Here is a 23,079-nt window from a genome sequence, read left to right as displayed (position 1 = left end):
TCAGGATGAGCGTCCCGTTGCGATATAAGCATTGGGACGCTCCGTCTCTTACCGCACCATGAAGACTGGCACGTTGCATATCTCCAGGATTGAAACTGTGACACCCCCGAAAACGCGCTCGCGCAGACGTGAATGGCCATAGGCCCCCATGACGATCATGTCGCAGCCGAGTTCGAGCGCATGTTGGCGGATCACGTCCTCAGTCGGTCTTTGGCCGCTCGCGATCTGCTCAACCACGACCTTTGCACCGTGACGCGACAGGAAGGCCGCCATGTCAGCACCCGGCTCTCCACCATTCTCGAAGTAAGACGAATCCGGATCGATGACGACGAGGCGGACAGTATCGGCGCCTTTCAGCATCTCGATAGCCGCCTTTGCGGCGCTGGCTGCTTGGGGACGCGAATTCCACGCCAGAAGGACGTTTTTCGGCTTCAGGGTGGCGCGGCCTGTTTTCGGCACCAAGAGCAGAGGCGTACCGGCATTGAACGCCGTCGCCCCGATCGCAGCCTTGCGAAGCTCGGTGTCTGAGCGGACACCTTCACCGGCGACGACCACGTCCGCATACATTGCCCGCGTGCCGATGTTGCTCTCGATAATGAAGCGATCGTCGTAGATATGGTCGACATCGAACGATACGCCAGCTTTCCTGCAGCGCTCATCAGCAATGCGTCGAACATCGACTACCTCGTCGATTTCCCTTTGGCGCTCGTTCAGCCAAGCGGCCGCAGCCGGGTAGTCGGCCCCGAACGGCGTTATCGCCGTTCTCAGCGCCATGACGGAGAGATGTGCGTCGATTTCTGCCGTCAGCGTTACGGCCTTGTCGATATCTGCCTCGGTATGTGTCGTGCCGATGAGCGAGAGTATGGTCCTGAACGACATTTCTGAGCTCCTTCACCAGAATGGTCTTGCGATGAAGGAGAGATTGCTCCCGGCGCCTTCGTGCTGCGATGATCTGCGTCAAAAGAGAATTCCGAGCCGGCCCCACTTGACCGGGGTCAACGCGCGGGGCGCGCTCGACGTTAGTCTTATGATATTCCTACTGTCGGCGGAGGCGAGAGCCGTGAACTATCGTACCATCCTAGTGACCCTAGACATCGATCGACCAGTCAAGCCGATCACAAATGCTGCAGTCAATCTGGCATCGCAGGTGGGTGCGCGGCTGATTGGTCTGTGTGCTGCCCAGCCCCTTGTTTCTCCCCTTGCCATGCAAGCGGCCAGCTATGCGGCAACCAGCGCGATACAGCGGATTTACAAGGACCTTGAAGATCGCATGGAGCAGGTCCATCAAGAGTTTCGTGCCGCGGCGGCCGGTAGGGTCGAACTCGAATGGCGTGCGGAGATGAGCGCGCCCACCGAGGCAATTGTTGAAGCTGCCCGCGCTGCCGACCTGATTTTCATGACTGCAGTAGAAGGCGCGCATTCAGGGGATTCATATAGAAATGCTGACCCGGCCGATGTCACATTGCGCGCCGGCCGTCCTGTGCTGGTAGCGCGCCGCGCCGCAGAACCGATAGCGTCAGGCAAGATCGTGGTCTGCTGGAAGGACACACGCGAGGCGCGGCGTGCCGTGGCCGATGCCATTCCTTTGCTGTCCTTGGCCCAGGACGTGATCGTCGTTTCGGTCAGCTCCGACCCCGACGCTTCGCTGCGAAAGAGCAATGCAGACGTTGTCTCGTACCTCGCCCGCCATAACGTGAGAGCCAGATCCCATATCTCCAAAAGTGCGGATGAGACGATCGGTCTACTGCAGTTTGTCGACCAGAGTGGGGCAGATCTCATAGTGTCGGGCGCATATGGGCATAGTCGCCTGAGAGAGTGGGTATTTGGCGGGATCACTCGATTTCTTCTCGATGAAAGCGGCCGGAATCGATTCATGTCGAGCTAAAAGGCATGGACCGAACCAGCCTGTTGCCGTACCACTCCCGATCACATGAAGAAGGCCGCCTGGGTCCACGCCTCAACCCGCCGCCATGCGACCCGGTCTGGGTCAAACAGACACCTCGACAACCCAACAAGCTATTCCGAAATAACAATGCGGGCGAAATGAGCCGCATCTCCGCGCACATCCGGGGCAGGCGCGCCGTCTCGCTGTTCCGCGAGCCCGGCGGATGAGGGAGCCCCACTGCCGCAGAATAGCTCAAACAGCAATCCCATAACCGCCTCAGCACGGCCATCGGCGATGGAATAGTAGATCTGACGCGATTCTCGGCGTGTCTTGACAAGGCCGGCCTGCCGAAGCTCCGCCAATTGCTGTGACAGCGCCGGCTGCTTGATGCCAAGCGCCTCTTGAATGTCACTGACCGAGCTTTCCTCGCGTGCGATCTGACATAGCAGCATGAGACGATTGGCGTTGCTGAACTGGCGCATGAAATCTGCCGCTTCCGGCGCCTTGGCGATCATCGTTTCCAGCGAAACGCTCGCTCCCCCACTCATGCCCGCTTCTCCCGATAATACCAGGCTTCTCCCTCACGCAGAGCGCCATCGTCCTCGTTGGCAAGGGGTACCTGCTCAAGAAGAGCCTCGCCTGGTCGCCACCCTTCGGGCGTCGAGGCGTCCTCGCGCTCTGCCGTTTGAAGGGCCGCAACGAGGCGCAGAAGCTCATCGACCGAGCGCCCGACATTCATCGGATACCAGACGATCGCGCGCACGATGCCGTCCGGGTCGATGACATAGGTTGCCCTGACGGTCGCGCTGCTTTGCGCGGTCCCGTCGATCATGCCGTAGGCCTGCGCGATCACCATCGCGCTGTCCTCCACGAGCGGGAAGGTGACCTTCACGCCGAAGCGCGTCTCGATGTCTCGTAGCCAGGCGATGTGGGAATAGAGGCTATCCACGGAAAGCCCGAGCAGAGCGCAGTCGAGCTTCTCGAACTCCGGCGTCGCGCGCGCGAGTGCAATGAATTCGCTGGTGCAGACCGGCGTAAAGTCCGCTGGGTGCGAGAAGAACACCAGCCAGCGCCCGCGGAAGGCCGACAGGGTGATGGGACCTGCCGTGGACCGCGCGGCGAATCCGGGCGCAGCCTCGTCGATACGCGGCGGGCGGGCTGAGTGGGTGCTGGTTTCCGTCATGATCGCATTCCTGAGTGCAGGCCGGGCGTCCGTGATAACGGCTGCCGGTTTCGATTTCCACAAAATACATACTTGCATAATTACAGTAAATATATATCTATTAATCACTCTCCACGGAGAACCCGAGCCATGCCAAGCACCGTTTCAGATCTCCCCCTCGATCACGCCCGCACCATCGTCGCAGCGGGCCTCGCGAATCCGACAAAACGCCCTGTCATAAAATCGTTCTTCGATGAGCAGACCTACACGATCAGCCATGTCGTGCGCGATCCGCAGTCCAATGCTTGCGCCATCATCGACAGCGTGCTCGACTACGATCCGGCCTCGGGCCGTACCACGAGCGCTTCCGCCCAGGCGCTCATCGATTACATAAAATCCGAAAGTCTCGAAGTGCACTGGCTGCTCGAGACCCACGCCCATGCAGATCACCTTTCCGCTGCGCCGCTGCTGCAGACCGAGCTCGGCGGCCAACTTGCCATCGGGCGCGAAATCGTCCGCGTGCAGCAGGTCTTCGGAAAGATCTTCAACGCCGGCACCGAATTCCAGCGGGACGGCAGCCAATTCGACCAGCTTTTCAACGACGGCGACCGCTTTTCGATCGGCAGTCTAGAGGCAGCGGTGCTGCACGTCCCTGGCCACACCCCCGCCTGTCTGGCCTATGTAATCGGCGATGCCGTCTTCGTCGGCGACACGCTGTTCATGCCGGACTACGGTACAGCGCGCTGCGATTTCCCCGGCGGCGACGCACGCCAGCTCTACCGTTCGATCCGGCGCCTGATGAAGCTTCCAGATGAAGCACGCATGTTCCTGTGCCACGACTACAAGGCGCCCGGCCGCGATCACTACGCCTGGGAGACCACAGTCGGCGCAGAACGGACCGGCAATGTCCATGTCCGCGAGGGCGTGAGCGAGGACGACTTCTACACGATGCGTACCGCGCGCGACGCGACGCTCGCCATGCCGAAGCTGATCCTGCCGTCCGTGCAGGTCAATATGCGCGGCGGCCAGCTTCCGCCCACCGAAGACAACGGCGTGCAGTATCTCAAGATCCCTCTCAACGTCCTGTGACCCCATGACCGACCTCAACATCCTCTGGCCGCTTTCCGGCGGCCTGCTGATCGGCCTTTCGGCCGGCCTCTATCTGCTGACGACCGGCCGCATCGCCGGGATTTCGGGCCTTGCGGCATCGGCCGCCGGCCTCACGGGCACCGGCATCAGCACACTGGGCCTTGGCTTCCTCGGCGGCATTCTGGCTGGCGCGGCACTTGCCTCGACCTTCCTCCGGCAAGCCGAGATCACCCTCACCGCGCCGACGCCGCTGCTCGTTGCCGCCGGTCTTCTCGTCGGCTTCGGCACGCGCCTCGGCTCCGGCTGCACGAGCGGTCACGGCGTCTGCGGCCTTGCACGCCTGTCGAAACGCTCGCTGGTCGCCACATCGGCCTTCATGATCGTCGCCGCCCTCACGGTTATCGCCGTCCGCCATGTCTTGGGAGGCATCGTCTGATGTTCGCCAGAACCCTTGCTGCGATCCTGTGCGGCCTCCTCTTCGGCGCGGGGCTCGTCGTGTCGGACATGATCAATCCTGCCCGCGTCCTCGCCTTCCTTGATATCACCGGCGAGTGGGACCCCTCGCTCGCTTTTGTCATGGGTGGCGCGCTGATCCCTTCCTCTTTCGCCTACCTGATCCGGAAGCGGCGAAATGCGCCGGCCTTCGACGACCGATTCTACGTTCCAGAACATGGCCGCGTAGATCGGGCGCTGGTCGGCGGCGCGGTCCTGTTCGGACTTGGCTGGGGACTGGTCGGCCTTTGCCCCGGCCCTGCCATTGCGGCCCTGACGACGGGCCGCTGGGAGGCTGCCCTATTCGTCGCAGCCATGTTTGCCGGCATGATCCTCTATCGCCTGACGCTCGGCCGCCCCGCAGCGGTGATCCGATAATCCGCAAACAGTGTCATCGCTTTGCACGCTTTTCGACCACACCGAACCAAGGCCGCCTGAACGCGCGGCGAAAGGTGCGCCATGCTTCTGGAACCCATTCAATACGGCCTCGGCGCGCTGTCTGGCGGACTTGTCGGCTTTACCCTCGGCCTGTTCGGCGGGGGTGGCTCCATTCTCGCCGTGCCCCTTATGGTCTATATGGTCGGCGTTCCCAACCCGCATCTCGCCATCGGCACCAGCGCCTTCGCAGTCGCGGTCAACGCGTTTGCCAACCTTCTCGGGCATGCCCGCTTCGGCAATGTCAAATGGCGCTGCGCGAGTCTCTACAGCCTCGCTGGAATCGCCGGCGCGTTTGTCGGCTCCTCCATCGGCAAGATGATCGATGGGCAGCACCTGCTGATCCTGTTCGCCTTGCTCATGCTCGTCGTCGGTGCGCTTATGTTCAAAAGGCGCGGCGCGGAGGGTGACCCCAATGCGCAGTGCTCCCGCGAGAACGCCCCGAAGGTGATCGCCATCGGCGGACTGACCGGAGCCTTTTCCGGCTTCTTCGGTATCGGCGGCGGCTTTCTCATCGTGCCTGGCCTTATCGCCGCGACCGGCATGCCCATCCTCTTCGCCGTCGGCTCCTCGCTCCTCGCCGTCACCGCCTTCGGCCTGACGACGTCCCTTAACTATGCCTATTCCGGCCTGGTTGACTGGGGACTCGCCATTGTCTTTATCGGTGGCGGCATTGTCGGCGGCTTGCTGGGCGCCCTTGCCGCGCGCAAACTCGCAGCCAGAAAGGGCGCACTCAACACTGTCTTTGCGCTGCTCATCTTCGTCGTGGCAGGATACATTCTCTTAAAAGCCCACGAGCAGTTGGCCATCTGACCTGCATCACTTTCCTCACCTGCGGCCAAAAGAGCTTTGAAAGGCAACGGCGGAGGTCTAAATCTGTCGATGACATGCACTTGAATTGAGGCCCGCGGGCTATGCTCGACCGTCGGCAAAACACATGACACAAGGCATTCCCTGACGGCCACCGTGCCCTGCACCTGAACCTGGAAACCGATGTACCTGACCTTGCGCTTCTCGAATTGCTCGTGCTGAAGGCGGCTACATCCGCGATCTCGATCAGCTTCGGTTTCCGCGGCGGCCTATTCTTTGCTTCAGTTTTGATGGGTGCTCTGATCGGAAGGCTATTATCGTTAGCTGCGCCATATCTTGGACACGCCACCCTGAGCTCGCAGGCTACGCGGTAGTTGGCATGAGCTCACGCGCGGTCGCCGTCATCGGCGGGCCACGACGATGACATTCCTTGCCCTTGAGATCACGTGACTTCTCGACGACCGCCCTTATGCTGGTCTCGGCTAACACCTCGCCCTTCATCGAGCGAATGTGTTCGGCTATTCCTTCGCCACTTGGCGTTCCATCTGCGTGAGGGCGACGTGGGCGCCAGCCTGTCGAACGACAGGCGCTTCATGATCAGACCGCCCGGCCGACAAGCGCGCCGATGGCCGCGGTCGACGCCATGGCGACCGCGCCCCAGAAGACGACCCGGACGGTTGGCTTCCAGATGCCGGCGCCGCCGGCACGCGCGCCGATCGCGCCGAGGACGGCGAGCCCGATGAGGCAGGCAATGGATACGGCCCAGACGGCGGTTCCCGCCGGCGCGAGCAGGGCGACCGCCAGCGGCAGGGCCGCGCCCGTCGCGAATGTCGCCGCCGACGTCAGCGCCGCTTGGACAGGCCGCGCCATTACGTGGCTCGACAGGCCGAGTTCGTCCCGTGCATGGGCTTCGAAGGCGTCCTTCGCCATCATTTGTTCGGCGACCTGGCGGGCAAGATCCGGCGAGACGCCGCGCTGCTCGTAGATCGCGGCAAGCTCGGCCAGCTCCGCCTCCGGCTGGGTGGCCAGCTCGTGGCGCTCGCGCGCCATGTCGGCCTGTTCCGTATCGGCCTGCGAGCTGACGGAGACATATTCTCCCGCCGCCATCGACATCGCACCTGCTACCAGACCGGCGACACCGGCGACGAGGATTTCCTGCGATGCCGCGGTCGCCGCCGCGACACCGACGATGAGGCTCGACGTCGAGATCAGCCCGTCATTGGCGCCCAGCACCGCCGCGCGGAGCCAGCCGATACGTTCGATGAGGTGGCTTTCCTTGTGAACGGCGCGCATGGCATCTCCGATTTCAGCAGATCGACTGTGGTTGCATGATGACGTTAGGCGATGTATTTAGAATTATTCTAAATAAATGCCATATAGACAGCCGCACATCAACCTTCGCGGCGCTTTCTTCCCGTCACCATGGCGCGCACGAGGTTTTCCCGGTGCTCGACGCTGGCGAGGACGACGCCGGCGATGTGCAGGGCAATCAGCCCGATGGTCGAATAGACCAGGAGCTTATGCGTATCCTCCACCCATCCGACACCCCAATAGGCATCCGTGGTCATCATGTAGCCGGTGGTCACGATGCCCGACACCGCAGCAAGCAGCAGGACGACCATGGCACCCCCCGCCGGATTGTGGCCGAGATACCGCTTGGCGCGGAAGGCGAGGCTGTCGCGGAGGAACGCGAGAATCGTCGTAGGAGCATAGAGGAAGTTGGCGAAGCGGGCGTGATGCGGCCCGAGCAGCCCCCAGATCAGGCGCAGGGCGATCAGCCCGGCGATGGCATAGCCGGAAAGGATATGGGCCTTCTTCCATTCGTCACCGGTGACGAAGGAAAAAACGAAGAGGCAGACCAGCGACCAGTGAAAGACCCGCACGAGCGGGTCCCACACCTTGACGCTTTCCCCCGCCCCGCTGGTTCGGGAGAGTGGCGCCATCATTCCGCTCCTTCCGAGCCGACCGGCTCGCCGGTCTGCGGATTGAAGATCGTTTCGACCTTGGCGCCCTTGGCGTCGATCGCATAGACCTCGTAGCAGCCGTTCTCGACCTTTATCCGCCGGACGTCGAGGCCCATCGCCTTGGCCTTGTCCTTCATGGCATCCTCGGTCATCCATTTGTCCTTCGGCACGTCGCAGCTCTTGCCCTCATCTTCGGCGCGGGCCGCACCGGCGGCGAACAGGCTGAGAAGGGCGGTTGCGAGAAGGATTGTCTTCATGGAATTTCTCCTTGTGGCCGGCCGGAGCACCCTGCCCCGACGCTGGACGCACCATAGGCAGCCGTGGCTGAGCGATGGCTGACGGGAAATGTCAGCAAAATTTCAGCCTCGGCGTGCTACGCTTCGATCATGCGTATCCTCCTCATGTCCATCGCCGCCCTTTCCCTTGCCGGGCTCCTGTCGGCCGGCGCGATCGCCCATGCGGACGATGACGGGGACGACGCGGACGGACGCTCCCTCGACGCTGTTCAGGAGGCGGTCGAAAAGGGCACGATCAAACCGTTTTCCGAGTTGCGCGAGATCGTCAGCCGGCGTTTCCGGGGAGATATCGTCCGCGTGGAACCACGCCGGAAGCATGGAGTCTTCCTCTACAAATTCAAGGTCCTGTCACCCGAAGGGCAGCTCGTCGAAATCGAGATGGATGCGGCGAGCGGCACGATCCTCGAAGTCGAGAACGAATGATGCGCATCCTGCTCGTCGAAGACGACCGGCTGATCGCCCGCGACCTCATCGCCCATCTGGAGCGGGCGGGCTATGTCGTGGACCATGCCCGCGACGGCGAAGACGGCTGGTATCGCGGTGAGAGCGAAGATTTCGCCGCCGCCATCCTCGATCTCGGCCTGCCTTCCATGGACGGCATGACGATCCTGAAGCGCTGGCGCAAGGACGGGCGCCGCTTCCCCGTCCTCATCCTGACGGCGCGCGGCAACTGGGAAGAGCGCGTGGAAGGCATCGATGCCGGGGCGGACGACTACCTCGCCAAGCCCTTCCAGATCGCGGAGGTCCTCGCCCGCCTGCGCGCCATCCTGCGCCGCTATGCTGGCGAGCCGAGCCCGGTGCTCAGCGCCGGCGACCTGCATCTCGATCCGCGCAGCAAATCCGTGACGCTCCGGGACCGTCCGATCGACCTGACGCCGCTCGAATATCGCTGCCTGCACCATCTGTTCCAGAACCGCGAGCGCCATGTCAGCCAGCAGGAACTAACCGAGCAGCTCTATGCCCAGGATTTCGACCGCGACAGCAATTCGGTGGAGGTGCTGATCGGCCGGCTGCGGCGCAAGCTGGGCAAGGCTTTCATCGAGACGCGCCGCGGCTACGGCTACCGGATCGCCGCCGCATGAGATGGCCAGCCTCCATTCGCAGCCGCCTCCTGCTGATTTCCGCGTTGACCGTGAGCCTCGCGCTGACGCTGACCGTCACCTTGCTGGTCTCGCTCTTCTCCAGCAACATCCGCAGCCGCATCGATGCGGAGTTGACCAGTCATATCAATACGCTGGCCGGCGCGCTGTCCTTTGCCGCCGACGGCGCGCTCCAGCGCCCGGAAAGTCCGCTCGACCAACGCTTCGCCACGCCCTATGGCGGGCTCTACTGGCAGATCGTCGACGATGCGCGGGGGCAGACCATCCGTTCGCTCTCGCTGTTCGACACAGCCCTTGCCCTACCCGCCGACCAGCACACCGAGGGTGCGGTTCATCGCTACCTGCTGCCCGGCCCGGCGGGAAGTTCGCTGATCGTCCTCGAGCGGCTGGTGCAGGTCGCCGCGCCGGAAGAGAAACGGGCGCTGCGCATCGCGGTCGCCATCGATGCGCGCACGCTGGAGGAGGCCAGGACTGCCTTCATCCGCGACATCCTGCCGGCCGTCGCCGGGCTCGGCGCTTTCCTCATCGCCGCGTCGATCCTGCAGCTCACTCTAGGGCTGCGGCCGCTGACAGCATTGAACGAAGGGATCGTGCGCATCCGCGAGCGACGCGCCAGCCAGTTGACCGGCCCCTATCCCAGCGAATTCCGGAGCACCGTGGCGGCAGTCAATGCGCTTCTGGATACGCAGGAGGCGATGATGGGCAAGGCAAGGAAGCGCGCGGCCGACCTCGCCCACGGCCTGCGCACGCCGCTGACGGTGCTCTCGAACGACGCCCTGACCCTGCGGGACAAGGGCGATGCGGCCATGGCGGACGAGCTGGAGCACCTGGCCTCCGTCATGCGCAACCATGTGGAACGCGAGCTGGCGCTCGCGCGCATCAGCGCCAGCGCGGAACTGCGGCGCGCGGACGCCGACGTGGCGACGATCGTTGGCGAGCTCGTGCGCATCCTTAAGCGCTCCCCTTCCGGCGAGCGGCTGCGGTTCGAGATCGACGGCCCAAGCACCGAGACCGTGCCCATGGACCCAGCCGACTTTCGCGAACTCATCGGCAACCTGCTCGAAAATGCCGTCAAATGGGCAAAGGCCGAGATCCACGTCCGCTGGTGGCGCGATGAAACCAGCTTGCATCTCACAATCTCGGACGATGGCCCAGGCGTGCCGGAGCAGGAACTCGGCAATCTCACCCGCCGAGGCTGGCGTCTCGACACGGCATCACCCGGCTCGGGCTTCGGTCTCTCCATCGTTCGTGAAATCGTCGATGTCTATCGCATCGGCTTTGCGCTGCGGAACCGGGAAGCCGGTAGCGGGCTGGAGGCCGAGCTTCTGTTCGCTCATACATGATGCAAACCGTCACGCAGATGGACGCCCCCATCGACTCTCGCGCTTCGGCGTTGCATCCTGCCCTACAGGAACGACACGCGGTTCGTTCCCCACCGCATCCATAGCAATGTAAAATCGAAATGCTCATCCAAGAAGGCGACAAGAGGACTCCGGCAACAGACCTGATGCTGGCTTCAATTCTGGCGTTCGTCGCAGGCGGCGTGAACAGTGCCGGTTACCTTGGCTACCGCTATTTCTCAGCCAACATGACCGGCAATGTCTCAATGGCCTCCGATTTCCTCGCAGTCTCCCGGTCCGACCTGGCACTGGGTTTCCTGACGATCGTCGTGATGTTCATCCTTGGTGCCTTCATCGCCTCGTGTCTCATCGAAGTCGGCAAGCGGCAGCTACGTCGTAACATCTACGCCCTCACATTGATCGTCGAAGCCGCGCTTCTGATGCTTGTCGGGCTTTTCATCACCCTGAGCGCACGCTCCCCGAATGGTGTGCTGGTGGTGGGCCTGTTGAGCCTGACCATGGGATTGCAGAATGCGGCATCGACGCGGATTTCCGGCAGTCGCGTAAGAACGACCCATGTCTCGGGCGTCGCAACCGATATCGGGGTGGGCATCGCCATGCTTCTGGGAAGCAATTCCAGCTCCGACAAGCTGGCCATCGTGCTGCGCTTGAGACTCCACCTCGTCACGATTGTCTTCTTCGCACTCGGTGGCGTATTTGGCGTTCTTGGATACCAGCACCTCGGGGGACTATCCTTCTGCGCTTTGGCGATGCCTCTACTCCTGCTAAGCATCAGATATCTCCGGTAATGCAGATGGAGAATTGCTGCCCGCTCTGCCGGACGGCGTGCACTTGCAAATTGAGCAGACTGTCGGCTTTGAAGTGTCGCAACTTTAGACTGAAGGACCATAATAAAGGCGCAAATATACCTCCACCCCAGCCGGATACCGGCCAGCACCGACACATCGCCATAGCAACCGTCGACTAACCCAAGAACACAATTCACATCGGAATCTACTGTTATTCTGGCCCACGATCACCGTATTTGAGCAGCCGCTTCACCGCCTCGCCATCCAAAGCCTGCGCATCGAACAGCGCGTTGGTGAGCGCATCGAGCTTATCGCGGTTCTCATTGACAATCTCGACGGCCCTCGCAAATGCCCTTTCCAATCGCGCATGGATGCGGGCCGCAAGATCCGGATTAGCATCGAGCACTGCGGCCGGGTCCTTGTCATCGCGGTAGAGCAACGGCTGGATCGCCCCGAAGCCGAGGGAACGCTCCATGGCGAGCGCCATCTTCGTGGCCCGTGCCAGGTCGCTTTCGTCCGAACCAGCGGAACCGGCCGACACCTTGCCGACGACGATCTGCTCGGCGGCGCGTCCCGCCATGAGCATGGCGAGCATGTCCTCACGGTAGCCCAGCGTGTCGCTCCCCGATGCGGTGAATCCAAGTTGGCTGTAGCCGCCGCCTCCGGGCGCATCGATGTTGAGCCCATGGATCGGCCCCAACCTCAAGGCATGATGTACGACTGCGTGACCAGACTCATGGATGGCGAAGCGCCAGCGCAAATCATACGGCACCTGCGGCCGATCCATCCGGATGCCGTCCTCGAGGTCTTCGTACCGGATCGTCCGCTTTTCGCGGCGGGCCTTCAGCCGCGCCTGGCGCACGATGCGTTCGATATCGGCGCCGGTGAGGCCCATCGCCCTTGTTGCCAGCCGCTTCAGGAGGGACACGGCCGCTTCAGGCGTACCCGGTTCAATGTGCTTCGATGTCGTTGTCATGTCACGGCTCCTTCCCGAGCGTCCCTCAAGGTATGTTCGTCGCTGTCCCGATCGGCATGGATGTTGGATGCTTCTGCCTCGTCGGCATTCATCTCCGCAGCCTCGGAACCCGCCTCACCGGCCTTGGTCTCATGTGGCTTCTTTCCATTAACCAGCGATACGAGATCATCGCCGAGATGGTGGGCGAAGATTTCCGTGAGCGTGGCGATATCCGGCAAGGGGATCTCGATATGCGTCTCCAGGCGTCCGGAGCGTTTCAGCGCATCATCGATCTCCTGGGGCCGGTTCGTCGCGCCGACGATGATCAACCCCTCGCTCTTGACCGCCCCGTCCAACAACTCGAGCGCCTTGTTAACGATGGTGTTCCAATAGTCGGCATATTCCCGCTCGGCCGGCTGCCGCTTGCCGATGCCATCGATCTCGTCGATGAACAGGATCGCCGGCGCCATGGCCCGGGCCTCGACGAAGGTTTTGGCCATCTTGGCGATGACGTCGTTCAGATGCCCGCCCTGCAGCCAGGTCGAGACTGACGTGACGACCAGTGGGATCTGCAGACTGTTGCACAGCGCCCGAGCAAAAGTCGTCTTGCCGGTCCCGGGCAGTCCATGGAGCAGAAGCTTGGTGCTCATGTCCGACCAGGCGAGAGCGCCCGCCCTGTGATCGGCCAGATCAGCCTTCAGATCCAGCGCCCAGGTCTTGGCCTTGCCGTAACCGGAGAGCGTCTCGACCGCGAGCGAGGGACGATCGTTTTCTTCCGGCCCCCACGGCTCCGGCTGGATGACCTCAGCGCCCGACGGCTTGTCGCGCTTCCATCCGCCGCCGCTGTCTTTTCCGGATGAGGATTTCTCCGACGATTTCGCATCCTGCTTCGACTTCGATGATTTGCCAGCGCCTTTGGATGCCGGTTCGTCGTCATCATCGTCATCCTCCCGAGCGGCAACACGATTGCGCTCGGTGAGGGACGCCAGCACGGCGATGACCTGGGATGCGCTGCGCCCCGGCCGGAACGCCAGCACGACATCATCGATCGTCAGGTAATGCGCGTCGTAGGCCGTCGACCATTGCTCCAGCGCCGTGATACCGTTGGCACCATGCATCGCCTCCACCATGGCACTGAGGAAGGGATAGTCCAGCCAGCCTGCCGCAAGGCCGATGTCGGCGGCAATGGCGATGTCGGACGGGATGGCCTCCGCCTTCTCGCTGATCGCAACGACAGGATAGTCACGCGTCGTCGCATTCACCAGCCGGCGCCTAAGCGTGGCGCCGGCGATGCGCGCGATGCTATGTCCTAGGAACTGAATGTACGTACGGCCTGCACCCTCGGGTCCGGCAAAGGTGCCGTCATCATAGACGTATTCTCCATCGATGCCGCTCAAGGCGCCGCCCGGCACGAAGCCCGGTGTCTCGATGAGGCGGCGCATGGCCTGCTCGAAGCCGACGATCGGCCCATGCAGCGCGACGACAGGCGCCGACATGGCGGCAGCACGGACGATCCTGGCAAGCGGCACACGACCGTTCTCGATCGCACGGGCCAGCACGAGGGCCGCGACGATGTTGCTGATCAGCGGCGCCTTGCCCGCCCGCCCGACCAGACCGACAGCATAGGCACGGCGTTTGTGATCGATCGCTGCGGCATGATCTCTGGCCGTTACCTGACCGAGCCCGTTTAAAGACTGCAGGAAGGACGTCGACGACTTGCCCTCGGTGATCACAATGTCGGACTGCGGAGGCGGCGGCAGAAGGTAGCCGCCGAAGTTCCGACGAATCCACGCCAAGTCGCGGTTGTGGTCTCCGGAAAGAGACGCGGTTTCGAAGGCGGGCGAGTAGCGCCGCAGGACGTGCCCGCCCACTTCGACGATTTTCAACGACAAGAGGCCATTGAGATGGGCGTTGCGTTGGGCTTCACGCCGGGCGATGCGTTCGAGGCGACGAAGGAACAGGCGGGACAGCTTATTCATCGATCCGGCCCTCCGTCATCGCGGCAATAATTGCCGTTCCGCCATTGGTCGGCTCTGCCTTCGTCGGCCATCGCTTCTTCAGACTGCCCGGTCTTGCCTGGCGCCGCTCCCGGATCAGGCGGCGAAGAGGACGGGGCTTGGCCGAACCCGGACTGCCCGCATCCGGCTGAACTGAGACCACGCGATCACAGTTGCGGTTGGAAAGCCAGTCGAGCAGCAGGCGGCAGGTCGGGTTGCCTGTATCGGCATGGTTCTGCAATCGGCCGATGACCGTGTCCGGTACGAGGCCGGTCAGGCCCGTACCCTGCCGGACATGGCCGAGCGCCAAGCCGATCAGATGCGCGGGATCGTCGCCAGTCGGGCGACCAGCACCGGATCCGGGATAGCGCAAGACGGTGCCATGCGCACGATGGCAGGTGAGGTTCTGTGAGGTCGAGGACGGCGGGATCGCCTCGCAGCGGATGCGTGGCGGCACATCTGGATTGATATCGGAAGACATGGGAACTCCTTGGCCGGACCGCGTTCGGTCCAGCGCTTATGAGAGATGGAATGGGAAAGCCGCGGCCTGGACGCGAGGGATCGCTACGCGGCACCTGACGGCAAGCGTCAGGGCGCGGCGGTCAGGCCATCAGGCAGCAGCGAGCAATGTGCGGCCGGGCTCAGTGCCTGGCAGGGCGCCGGGCAAAGCCGATCCGGATGAAGGCCGGTGTCGGCTCATCCTCATCGGACCCATCATCGAAGCCCGGTTCGTCGCGATCGTGATCATCATCGTATGAGCGCGCCGCCTGGTCTTCTTCAAAAGTCCGGCTCGGCCCGTTGAGATTGATCCGCGAGCACGTGGGGGCAGGCGCGACGACCGTATTCGGCGTGAAGACAGGCTGCTCCATACCGCCGAGCGCCTTGCGCGCCTCGGCCTCGAGAAGCTGCTGCACCCGGATGCCGAAGCGCAGGCGCAGTTCGGCCATGCAGGCGGCAACGCCGTCGATCTCCAAGAGGTCATCGAGTTCGGACAGCGCCCAGACGCCGTTGGCATGATCGCTCGGGCGGCTGGCGCCATCGACGATGGCCACTTCGACCGCATCGACCATCAGCCGCTTCTGGTTCTTGTAGAGCCAGTCCGGCAGGACCATGGCCGACGCCATCATCTTGAGCTTCAGTTCCTCAAGACGGCTCGTGTCACCATAGGATGCGAGTGAGCGCTTCAAGTCCAAAATGTAGGCCGTGTGCCGGGCACGGTTCACGATGATCAGGTCCGGCGTGTAGCTTCCCTTGGCCGGCGCCTCGCAATCGAGCTTGATGCCGTCGAGGCTGGACCAGTTGTTTCCAGCAACCGCCTCCATCGCGGCCTTCACCAGCGGCAGCTTGAGGGACTGGGTGAGGACGATAATGCTCGGATTCGCTTTCGCCAGACGCTCGACCGCCTGCTCCAGCAGCTTGCCTTCCCGGAAGGACACCGCCCGGACGAGCGAAGCGATGTTGACGTAGTGACCGAGGATCTCGTCCTCGGCCGGTTCGCCGTCCATGATGGCGTTGATGGCTCGGTCGATCAGCAGTTCGAGATCGGCTTCGACATCGGCGAAGCGAACGAGATGCGGATGACGGCGCAGCACTGCCGGTTCGCGAACCGGAGTCGGAACCGCATTGCGGCCGAAGCCGAACGGGCGCGGGCGGGACCCGGAAGCTGCGGCAGCTTCGGCCGCGTCGATCATGGAACGGAGAACTTCCCCATAAGGGACAGAAACGGTATTCGTGCTCATAGCCCGATTCCTTCTTACCAAGGTTGACGGTCAGGCCCTTGTCGATGTTACCAGCATCGGCAGGGGCCGCTTTGTTCCGGCCATCCGGAACAGCCGCAACCTGGCAGGACCGGCGCTCGGGCTCAAGGACCCCTCTGCCAAAAAATGAGAACGGGACCGGAACAAGGTTAACGCCGGGCTCACGGTCGCTTCGGTCTGGCTATCCGCCGAGGTTCGAAAGCCCGCCCGCGGCTAAAACATCTCGAGGCCGAAGCCGGGCAAGGCAAAGGGCCGACAAGCGGCCCTTGAAGGTTTGGCTGGAAGGCCGACCAATCGGCCTTCCAGCATGTCGGAAGCTTTATGCGGTCAGTTGCGGTGCGGATGCGCCTTCATCCAGGAGCGTTTCGCCCAAACCGTCTGCCGCCTCGTCGGCTGCCAGCGGCGGGACCGCCACGACCTGCTTGCGGACCTTGGGGGTTTCGCGGCTGACGACCATCAGCCCGCCTGTCGCCCGCTCAAGCGCTTCGCCGAACCGCTCCGTGAAGCGATCCAGATCGGTCGCGACCGAGACTTCGGCCTGATCCTTGCCCTGCTCCGCTTCCGCTTCAGGGGTCAGCTCGACCACATCATCGACGGCGACCATCTTTTCTACCGACTGGGCCAGCGGCCATTTCGGCTTGCGCTCCTTCGAGATCGCCCATTCGAGGACCGGCAAGACCTCGTCGCGAAGCCAACCGGGCAATTCCTTGGACTTCGGCCAGATATCGAAGAGCCCAAGCTTCTGCAGCGTTTCGTTCACCACCGCCCACTCGGTCTTCTTCGGGAACTGGGTCGAGCGCGGATGGCGGCGCAGGTCGCTGTCCGGTTCCACGAACTGCGCCAGGCTTTCCATTTCCATACGCGCGACACGGGCAAGATCTTCAACCTCCCTGGCCAGCGCCTCCTTGATCACCCGCTTCTGGTCCAGCGCCACCTTGATGGCCTGCACAATGACCTCGATATGCATCACGAACATCTTCAGGCCATCGCGGGTCTTGACCGCGATCAGTGCCTTCAGGCCGGTCACACCCCCTGCTCCATGGAGGTCACCCCGGGCAGTCTTGACCTTGCCCTCATCGCCATCGCCCAGGATGGTTTTCACATCGAGCACACGGAGACGGCCATGCTCCTCGCCATGGGCGATCGCATCGCGGATCTTGTCATGCGGCGCGTGCGCCAGATGGAACATGACGGTCGGGCTGGCCGACAGGTCGACCAGATCATCCCGGTATTCGCCGAGATTGCGCGCGACGGACATATAGGCCCTCGCAGTGCGGGCGGCCAAGCTGCACCGCCTCTTGACCCACTTGTCGAAGAGACCGTCGGCGAGCAGTCCAGAAGCGGCAACAAGATGCTCCCCGAGCAGGAAGCTCTGCTCGGTCGTGCGGCGGCCGAGATCAGAGATATTCCCGGCAGCGATTTCGAGCTGGTCACGAAGAGCCGCATCTGCGATCCCAAGCTTTTCATAGTGATGGGCGAAGGCGGCAGGCGGGACAAACTTGGATGCACTCACGATAAAACCTCACTGTTTACTGATACTATACGTTCGACACAAAACATCGAACACACACATGGTCACCGCACCATCAGTAATTGTCAAATCGGCCACCAATCACACCTAAGTAAAATCCCATTATTTACTTCTATCTATACAATTATTATTTCCAAAACGGCTCAAATTAACCATATTACAGCATCACAAAAATATTCTTTACTTTAATTGATGCTTAATCACCATTTCTCCCGGATTCGGACCGCAATCAGTCGCTTCAGGCCCTCGGAACAAACACTCCCGGTAAGAGGGCGTGGCAGGAACCGCCGCCTGGCGCGGAAAGCACGATACGACGCGCAGTTGAGCGATATCCGGCGAAGCAGACAATCTGGCAGGCATCGTCTCAATGTGCCGGTATGCCATCTCAACGTGCCCGCACATCGAGACAAATTGCGCATTTTTGATTCCGGTTTCCGGATTTCCGATTCAGAGCCATGAAGCTTTGATTCCGCAAACGCCGTTTCGTCTCCGCACGTCGTCTCGATCTACCTCAACGTCCCCGCAGGTCATCTCAAGTTGCGCATCCGCGATTCCGAACCGTGGATTTCCGATTCACGAGCCGGGATTTCTGATTCCAGCACAAGCGGCGTTGCCGGTAAGGCGCCGGTCTGGCAAGGAGGCCGCAGGGCGTATGGGAGTGGCATCATGGCCAGAAAGTCAGAAGAGGACCGCAATCGCGAGCAGCGCGAGCGTCAACAAAAGCTGCGTGACGCCGATCGCAAGGCAAGGCGTCCGAACCGGGACGATATTGCCCGCACGGCGCTCTTCATGACGATTTCCAGCATGGCGGCCAGGGACGCGAAAGAGGTGCTGGAGGATTTCCAGGACCGGGTGGTCAGGATGCTCGTGGAGCAGGGATTTGACGAGCGGGAGTCCGACATCGTCTTCGAGGAACTCGTCGCCAAGTACCGCACAGGCGACTGGCCGTTTCGCCGCAAGGTCCACCTTCTCCATCCCGTGGATCACGATCGGGACGCTTGAGGCGGCGTCGGCCTGCTCTGCGCCGATCCCGCCCTTTCCAGCAATAGGTGCCGGTCAACGCCTGACGGCGTTTGCAAGTTCTGATACGTTTCCCCCCGTTACTTCTTAAAACGCCGTTCGATTCTGAATCGGATTTCCAGAGGTTTCACGCGCTGGGCCTGATGCTGATCGGCTTGTGCGATCGGCGCCTCACTTCAGATGTCGGCTCTAAACCGTTGCATTTTCGCAACACCAAACCGAATCGAGTGGTTACCAGTGCGTAAGTGCCGATCGCCGCTCAGGAGCAAGTCTCGACTTTTCAACGAGATGGCGTGTCCCATTTTGAGAATGCCCCTTAATTCACTCAAATTACCTCAACGATTACAGACACTTGCTAAAAGATAACGCCTGTGATTAGTGGCAGGCAGCGATGTTCAACCCAGGCCAGTCCAAGGAACGGAAGGAGGCGCCCATGTTCGATTACCGTCATGTTGATGGCGCCATTATGCCGCCGTCAGGAGACCTTGTGTGCCGGACACCCACCTCGGGGTTCTGCACCGGCCGCATGCGCGATGACGCCCTGCGCGCAGATCTTCGTCGACGACGACGAAGATCTGCTCACGAAAGGAGTCATCATGTCGCATACCCCTACCCCTCCCTCGCAGGAAGAGACCTCCAAGCGCGCCCGCTCTGAGGGCGATCGCCAGAACAATGTTCTGGCGTTCCCCTTCGACAAGACGAGTGCTGCCCGCAGCATTCAGGCGGAACTCGCTCGGCGCGCAAGTGCTCCGGTAAAACCGGCGGCGACCAAACCCCTACCCGATGTCGGAGCGATCAAGACCCGCTACCTTCACGACGTCGTCAAGGATACCAGGTCCCGCCTGTATGACGGACTGTGCGTCATCGCGTCCATCGCCGGCGTGACCGTGTCTCAGGCCGCCGATGCGATCCGCCAGGTGCGGTACGGCGCGCGCTGGCTCGACTTCTCGTACACACCGCCTGTCAAATGGGTGAGTGCTCACGAGATCGAGCAGGCCCTGCGCCTGATCGGATATGTGGGAAAGTGGCGCTACGTTCCCGACCGGCCGACGCTTGCTGCCTATCTGAATGGTCGCACCGGAATGGAGCGTGATTACCCTTGCGTCGTGTCTCTGAGCACGCACTGCGTTGCCGTGAGCGGCGGTGTCTTCTGTGATGTCTTCAGCGGCGGGGTCGTCGTCGACATCGATGACGCCGAAGGTCGCCGCAAGAGGGTCGGCCGCGTTCTGGTGCTGACCGAGCGGATCGCGCCCTCGGCGATCGCCACCAGGGCCCCGGCGCCGAAGAAGGCGGGTGAGAACGGCAAGGCGATCCGCCTTTTCCGCGAGGCAATCAAGGCCGAGACGGGCGCAACCCGTATCAGGCTCACCCCGAACGAGGTCTTCGTGACCGGCCCGGCCGAAGCCGGCTGGCACTGGCTGGGCAATCGCGACAGCATCGAGGACCAGATCCTCATGCCGCGACCCGACAACCGTCTGGCCGGCAATACCGGCGCGGCCGCGGCCTACCGCGCCGTGATGGGTTACTAGCCGCGTCCGTGCGGCCGGCGTGACCGCGGCAATTATTGCCACGCGCAATCACCCTCGGCGCCGCCTTGTCAAGCACCACCGCCGGACCATGAAGGACTGGCGGCTGGCGCGGGCTCCCAAGCGATCCGCGCCAGGCTAACATGTCCCCCAAAATCATTTCTCAAGCTTCAGGAGCCCCCCATGACAAAGAAAGTCCTGCTCTACCTCCGCAACTCGGCCGATACGCTGCACACCGCCTGCGCCGATTCGCAGCGTTATTATGCCGAGACCTTCATCCGGAAGAACGGCTGGAAGCTGGAACTGACCTGCCGTGACGAAGACATCGGCGAGGTCGTGTTCACCGCACAGCCCGGCATCCACAAGCTCCTAGAAGAGGTCGATATCGGATCGATCGATATCGTCCTGTGCCATACGCTGGACCGCTTGTGCTCGCGCTTTGCCGTCGCGGAACGGCTGCTGCATGAACTCGAAGCGAAAGGCATCGAAGTCTGGGCCGCCGATCCCGGTGTGCGGATCAAGGCCGCAGATCTCATCGACTACTACTACAACAACCCCGATGGAGCGATCGGGCTCGGTCGACGCCGGTCGCCGATGCCCGATGACCTCTATGAGGCCGAGCACCTTGTACCCCTGCCCTACGGCTATCGCTATACGGGAGCCTATGATGCCGATGGGACGTACATTTTCGGGTTCAGGGTTCTGGAACACGAGACCGCCGCAGTCATCCTGCGGATTTTCCAGATGTATGCCGACGGAATGTCGCCGGCAAAAATCGCCGACGCCCTGAACGCTCAAGGCATTCCCAGCCCCCACGGCAGGATGTGGCGCGACGCCACCATCCGCGGCGGCCGTGATCGGCGAACCGGCATCCTCAATGACGAGATCTATATCGGCCGGTCCTGGGTACCGGGCCGTGAGTACGATTTCGCACCTGCCTTGCGGATCGTCAGCGACGAACTCTGGAGGCGCGTGAAGCTGCGCCAGGACTTCGCCGGCCGGCGTGCTGCGGCATCGCCGTAACGCCCTCGCCAAGACATCAGACTGGCCGGCGCTGCCGGCCAGTGTTGCCATGATATCGTTTGCGATGGAATTCAGACCATGACCAAGAACGTCCTGTTTTATGCCCGCTACTCCACCGACCGCCAGCACGAGGTGTCGATCGAAACGCAGATCGAGCTGGGCGAAGCCTTCGTCAAGCAGAGAGGCTGGAAGCTGGCCGCCACCTATTCCGATGCCGCGGTCAGCGGCACGAGCTATCAACTCCGCCCTGGCATCCAGAGCCTGATGGCGCATGTCAAGCGCGAGCGCATCGATGTCGTGCTTTGCGTCACGGTCGACCGCCTGTCGCGCGACATCGAGCACAGCGCCAAGATCCTCAAGGAACTGCGCTATCGCGATGCCGACATCTGGACCGTCCATGCCGGCACGCCGGTCACCGATCTTGAGATGGCGCTCAGAGCCGCACTCAGCCATGAGCTCGTCGAGCAGATCCGTTACCGCACCCGCGAAGGCATGAAGACCGCGGTGAAGAAAGGCAAGGCGTCGACCTGCCTCGCTTACGGCTACAAGCTGTCGCAGCAGCGCGATGCCAATGGTGACCGCATCCGGGGTCTGCGGGATGTCGATCCTGTCAAGGCGGAGATTGTTCGTCGCATCTATCAGCTCTATGCCGACGGGATGTCTCCGCGCGACATCGCGCACCTCCTCAACAATGAAGGGGTCCCCGGCCCGCGCGGCCGCAAGTGGCGCGATACGGCGATCCGCGGCCATGTCCGCCGTGGCAGCGGCATTCTCAACAACGAGAGCTATATCGGCCGCATCGTCTGGAACCGGCGCCAGTATCGCAAGAACCCGGAGACCGAACGACGAACCGCCCGTGCCAACGACGCCACCGATTGGGTATTCAAGGACGTCCCGGAGATGCGCATCGTATCGGATGAGCTGTGGCAGCGCGTCAAGGAGCGGCAGAGGCAAGTGGGCGAACTGTTCGATTTCGGGCAGAGCAACCGGCTCAATGCGACGCACCGGCCGGAATATCTCTTGAGCGGCATGCTCGAATGCGCGGAATGCGGCGGTCCCTACGCCATCTCGGGCAAGGACCGCTATAGCTGCACCAACCGCAAGAAGCGCCTGCCGATCGACGACCTCGGCGGCGCCTGCTGCGGCAACAGCAAGACGATCACCCGCCACGAACTCGAAGAGCGCGTCCTCAACTGCATCCCGGCCGCCTTCTACTCGCTCGACATCTTCGACCGGATTTCGCAGAAGATGGTCGCGCACGAGGTGAGCAAGCTGGAGAGCGCTCCCTCCCGGAAGAACCAGTTGACCGCCGAGCTTGCGACCATCAAGTCACAGCAGGCAAGCCTGATGCAGCAGATCCAGGACCGTCACGCCGAAGGCCGGCCGCGTCTTGCGATCCTCGACGACCACCTCGATGAGCTTGAAGTCACCCGTGAGAAGCTGGTCATGGAACTGGCCGCGGCCGAAGAGCTCGCCGCGGAGGATTTTCAGGAGAAGATCGCCAGACTGAAGGCACAGTTCAATGCGGCCAATACCGAGATCGCCATCCGCAAGCTTCTCTTCCTTGCCCGCAACAATGCCGACGAACAGGCCAAGCGCCGGCTTATGCCGATCGTGCGGGACCTCATCCAAACGGTCGTGATCGGCAAGACACCGGGCCACCAGCCGGCATCCCTGCAGGTCCATGGCGACATCGCTAATATCATGGCCTCGATGGACGTGATCGACATCATGCAGCAGCAGTTCGTCGCCGCCGCCCAGAACGATCTGATGGCCCGGATTGCCTCAGGCGAGATCGACACAGAGCACAAAAAGAAAAAGCTCCTCGAGGCTTACGCCGAGGAGCTTTTGCGCAAATATCCAGAATGGGCGAATTTGCAAATGTCGG

General features: G+C 62.2%; 24 protein-coding genes and 1 pseudogene. 14 read left to right on the top strand and 11 right to left on the bottom strand.

All coding sequences use genetic code 11. The annotated features are described in order from the left end of the window. Positions 1-48 precede the first annotated feature (48 nt). Positions 49-879 carry a universal stress protein gene (locus ACSQ3I_RS26805; RefSeq protein WP_436004030.1) on the bottom strand — a complete coding sequence of 277 codons (831 nt, stop codon included), beginning with the start codon at positions 877-879 and terminating at the stop codon, positions 49-51. 181 nt (positions 880-1,060) lie between these two features. On the opposite strand from ACSQ3I_RS26805, the gene ACSQ3I_RS26800 reads away from it, so the two are divergent. Continuing rightward, positions 1,061-1,885 (top strand): universal stress protein, encoded by an 825-nt coding sequence (locus ACSQ3I_RS26800; RefSeq protein ID WP_436004028.1) that lies wholly within the window; start codon positions 1,061-1,063, stop codon positions 1,883-1,885. 131 nt (positions 1,886-2,016) lie between these two features. Here ACSQ3I_RS26800 and ACSQ3I_RS26795 read toward each other — a convergent pair whose 3' ends face one another. Both ACSQ3I_RS26795 and ACSQ3I_RS26790 read right to left on the bottom strand, forming a co-directional pair. Beyond that, positions 2,017-2,433 carry an ArsR/SmtB family transcription factor gene (locus ACSQ3I_RS26795; RefSeq protein WP_436004026.1) on the bottom strand — a complete coding sequence of 139 codons (417 nt, stop codon included), beginning with the start codon at positions 2,431-2,433 and terminating at the stop codon, positions 2,017-2,019. Further along, entirely contained in the window at positions 2,430-3,068 is a 639-nt protein-coding gene (locus ACSQ3I_RS26790; protein WP_436004024.1) for a peroxiredoxin, read from the bottom strand. Before ACSQ3I_RS26790 ends, ACSQ3I_RS26795 begins: the two co-directional genes overlap by 4 nt. A 129-nt stretch (positions 3,069-3,197) precedes the next feature. Between ACSQ3I_RS26790 and ACSQ3I_RS26785 the strand changes: the two genes are divergently transcribed. The 5 genes and pseudogenes from ACSQ3I_RS26785 to ACSQ3I_RS26765 all read left to right on the top strand — a co-directional run. Then, positions 3,198-4,136, top strand: a complete 939-nt coding sequence (locus ACSQ3I_RS26785) for an MBL fold metallo-hydrolase (protein ID WP_436004022.1) — start codon at positions 3,198-3,200, stop codon at positions 4,134-4,136. Positions 4,137-4,140: 4 nt separating this feature from the next. Beyond that, a complete protein-coding gene (locus tag ACSQ3I_RS26780; protein ID WP_436004020.1) occupies positions 4,141-4,572 on the top strand; it encodes a YeeE/YedE family protein in 432 nt (143 codons plus the stop codon). Further along, on the top strand, positions 4,572-5,006 hold the full coding sequence (locus tag ACSQ3I_RS26775) for a DUF6691 family protein (RefSeq protein WP_436004018.1): 435 nt from the start codon (positions 4,572-4,574) through the stop codon (positions 5,004-5,006). Before ACSQ3I_RS26780 ends, ACSQ3I_RS26775 begins: the two co-directional genes overlap by 1 nt. 81 nt (positions 5,007-5,087) lie before the next feature. After that, a complete protein-coding gene (locus ACSQ3I_RS26770) occupies positions 5,088-5,876 on the top strand; it encodes a sulfite exporter TauE/SafE family protein (protein ID WP_436004016.1) in 789 nt (262 codons plus the stop codon). Positions 5,877-6,022: 146 nt separating this feature from the next. Next, positions 6,023-6,413: pseudogene (locus ACSQ3I_RS26765) on the top strand (chloride channel protein); the annotation flags it as partial. Between the two features lie 57 nt (positions 6,414-6,470). Here the strand turns inward: ACSQ3I_RS26765 and ACSQ3I_RS26760 are convergent. The 3 genes from ACSQ3I_RS26760 to ACSQ3I_RS26750 form a co-directional block, all read right to left on the bottom strand. Beyond that, on the bottom strand, positions 6,471-7,166 hold the full coding sequence (locus tag ACSQ3I_RS26760) for a VIT1/CCC1 transporter family protein (protein WP_436004015.1): 696 nt from the start codon (positions 7,164-7,166) through the stop codon (positions 6,471-6,473). A gap of 98 nt (positions 7,167-7,264) precedes the next feature. Further along, a complete protein-coding gene (locus ACSQ3I_RS26755; protein ID WP_436004013.1) occupies positions 7,265-7,819 on the bottom strand; it encodes a cytochrome b/b6 domain-containing protein in 555 nt (184 codons plus the stop codon). Further along, complete coding sequence (locus ACSQ3I_RS26750; RefSeq protein ID WP_436004011.1) at positions 7,816-8,094, bottom strand: PepSY domain-containing protein; 279 nt, start codon at positions 8,092-8,094, stop codon at positions 7,816-7,818. Before ACSQ3I_RS26750 ends, ACSQ3I_RS26755 begins: the two co-directional genes overlap by 4 nt. Before the next feature lie 129 nt (positions 8,095-8,223). On the opposite strand from ACSQ3I_RS26750, the gene ACSQ3I_RS26745 reads away from it, so the two are divergent. The 4 genes from ACSQ3I_RS26745 (at position 8,224) to ACSQ3I_RS26730 (ending at position 11,382) form a co-directional block, all read left to right on the top strand. Continuing rightward, positions 8,224-8,556 (top strand): PepSY domain-containing protein, encoded by a 333-nt coding sequence (locus tag ACSQ3I_RS26745; protein ID WP_436004009.1) that lies wholly within the window; start codon positions 8,224-8,226, stop codon positions 8,554-8,556. Beyond that, a complete protein-coding gene (locus ACSQ3I_RS26740; RefSeq protein ID WP_436004048.1) occupies positions 8,556-9,215 on the top strand; it encodes a response regulator transcription factor in 660 nt (219 codons plus the stop codon). Before ACSQ3I_RS26745 ends, ACSQ3I_RS26740 begins: the two co-directional genes overlap by 1 nt. Then, positions 9,212-10,576 carry a sensor histidine kinase gene (locus ACSQ3I_RS26735; protein WP_436004007.1) on the top strand — a complete coding sequence of 455 codons (1,365 nt, stop codon included), beginning with the start codon at positions 9,212-9,214 and terminating at the stop codon, positions 10,574-10,576. The genes ACSQ3I_RS26740 and ACSQ3I_RS26735 overlap by 4 nt, the downstream gene beginning before the upstream one ends. 119 nt (positions 10,577-10,695) lie before the next feature. Further along, entirely contained in the window at positions 10,696-11,382 is a 687-nt protein-coding gene (locus ACSQ3I_RS26730) for a YoaK family protein (protein ID WP_436004005.1), read from the top strand. A gap of 211 nt (positions 11,383-11,593) precedes the next feature. Here the strand turns inward: ACSQ3I_RS26730 and ACSQ3I_RS26725 are convergent, their stop codons facing one another. The 5 genes from ACSQ3I_RS26725 to ACSQ3I_RS26705 all read right to left on the bottom strand — a co-directional run bounded on the left by ACSQ3I_RS26725 (position 11,594) and on the right by ACSQ3I_RS26705 (position 17,604). After that, positions 11,594-12,358, bottom strand: a complete 765-nt coding sequence (locus ACSQ3I_RS26725; RefSeq protein ID WP_436004003.1) for an ATP-dependent Zn protease — start codon at positions 12,356-12,358, stop codon at positions 11,594-11,596. Continuing rightward, positions 12,355-14,316, bottom strand: a complete 1,962-nt coding sequence (locus ACSQ3I_RS26720; RefSeq protein WP_436004001.1) for an AAA family ATPase — start codon at positions 14,314-14,316, stop codon at positions 12,355-12,357. Before ACSQ3I_RS26720 ends, ACSQ3I_RS26725 begins: the two co-directional genes overlap by 4 nt. Beyond that, the gene (locus ACSQ3I_RS26715; RefSeq protein ID WP_436003999.1) at positions 14,309-14,815 is read right to left on the bottom strand and encodes a hypothetical protein; all 507 of its coding nucleotides are present in this window, start codon (positions 14,813-14,815) and stop codon (positions 14,309-14,311) included. Before ACSQ3I_RS26715 ends, ACSQ3I_RS26720 begins: the two co-directional genes overlap by 8 nt. Positions 14,816-14,975: 160 nt before the next feature. Next, positions 14,976-16,073: a hypothetical protein gene (locus ACSQ3I_RS26710; protein ID WP_436003997.1), complete on the bottom strand. Its 1,098-nt coding sequence runs from the start codon at positions 16,071-16,073 to the stop codon at positions 14,976-14,978. Positions 16,074-16,410: 337 nt separating this feature from the next. Then, a complete protein-coding gene (locus ACSQ3I_RS26705; RefSeq protein ID WP_436003995.1) occupies positions 16,411-17,604 on the bottom strand; it encodes a hypothetical protein in 1,194 nt (397 codons plus the stop codon). Between the two features lie 684 nt (positions 17,605-18,288). Between ACSQ3I_RS26705 and ACSQ3I_RS26700 the strand changes: the two genes are divergently transcribed. The 4 genes from ACSQ3I_RS26700 to ACSQ3I_RS26685 all read left to right on the top strand — a co-directional run. Then, entirely contained in the window at positions 18,289-18,624 is a 336-nt protein-coding gene (locus tag ACSQ3I_RS26700) for a hypothetical protein (protein ID WP_436003993.1), read from the top strand. Between the two features lie 614 nt (positions 18,625-19,238). Then, a complete protein-coding gene (locus ACSQ3I_RS26695) occupies positions 19,239-20,171 on the top strand; it encodes a hypothetical protein (RefSeq protein ID WP_436003991.1) in 933 nt (310 codons plus the stop codon). 180 nt (positions 20,172-20,351) lie between these two features. Continuing rightward, the gene (locus ACSQ3I_RS26690; RefSeq protein WP_436003989.1) at positions 20,352-21,191 is read left to right on the top strand and encodes a recombinase family protein; all 840 of its coding nucleotides are present in this window, start codon (positions 20,352-20,354) and stop codon (positions 21,189-21,191) included. A gap of 78 nt (positions 21,192-21,269) precedes the next feature. Continuing rightward, positions 21,270-23,079 (top strand): recombinase family protein (locus tag ACSQ3I_RS26685; RefSeq protein WP_436003987.1); only part of this gene is annotated, 1,810 nt, incomplete at its 3' end.

This window comes from Rhizobium sp. LjRoot30 (genome assembly GCF_964253915.1).
GTDB lineage: Bacteria > Pseudomonadota > Alphaproteobacteria > Rhizobiales > Rhizobiaceae > Metarhizobium.
Note: the sequence above shows the minus strand (reverse complement) of the source record. Positions and strands in the feature narration are given on the sequence as shown.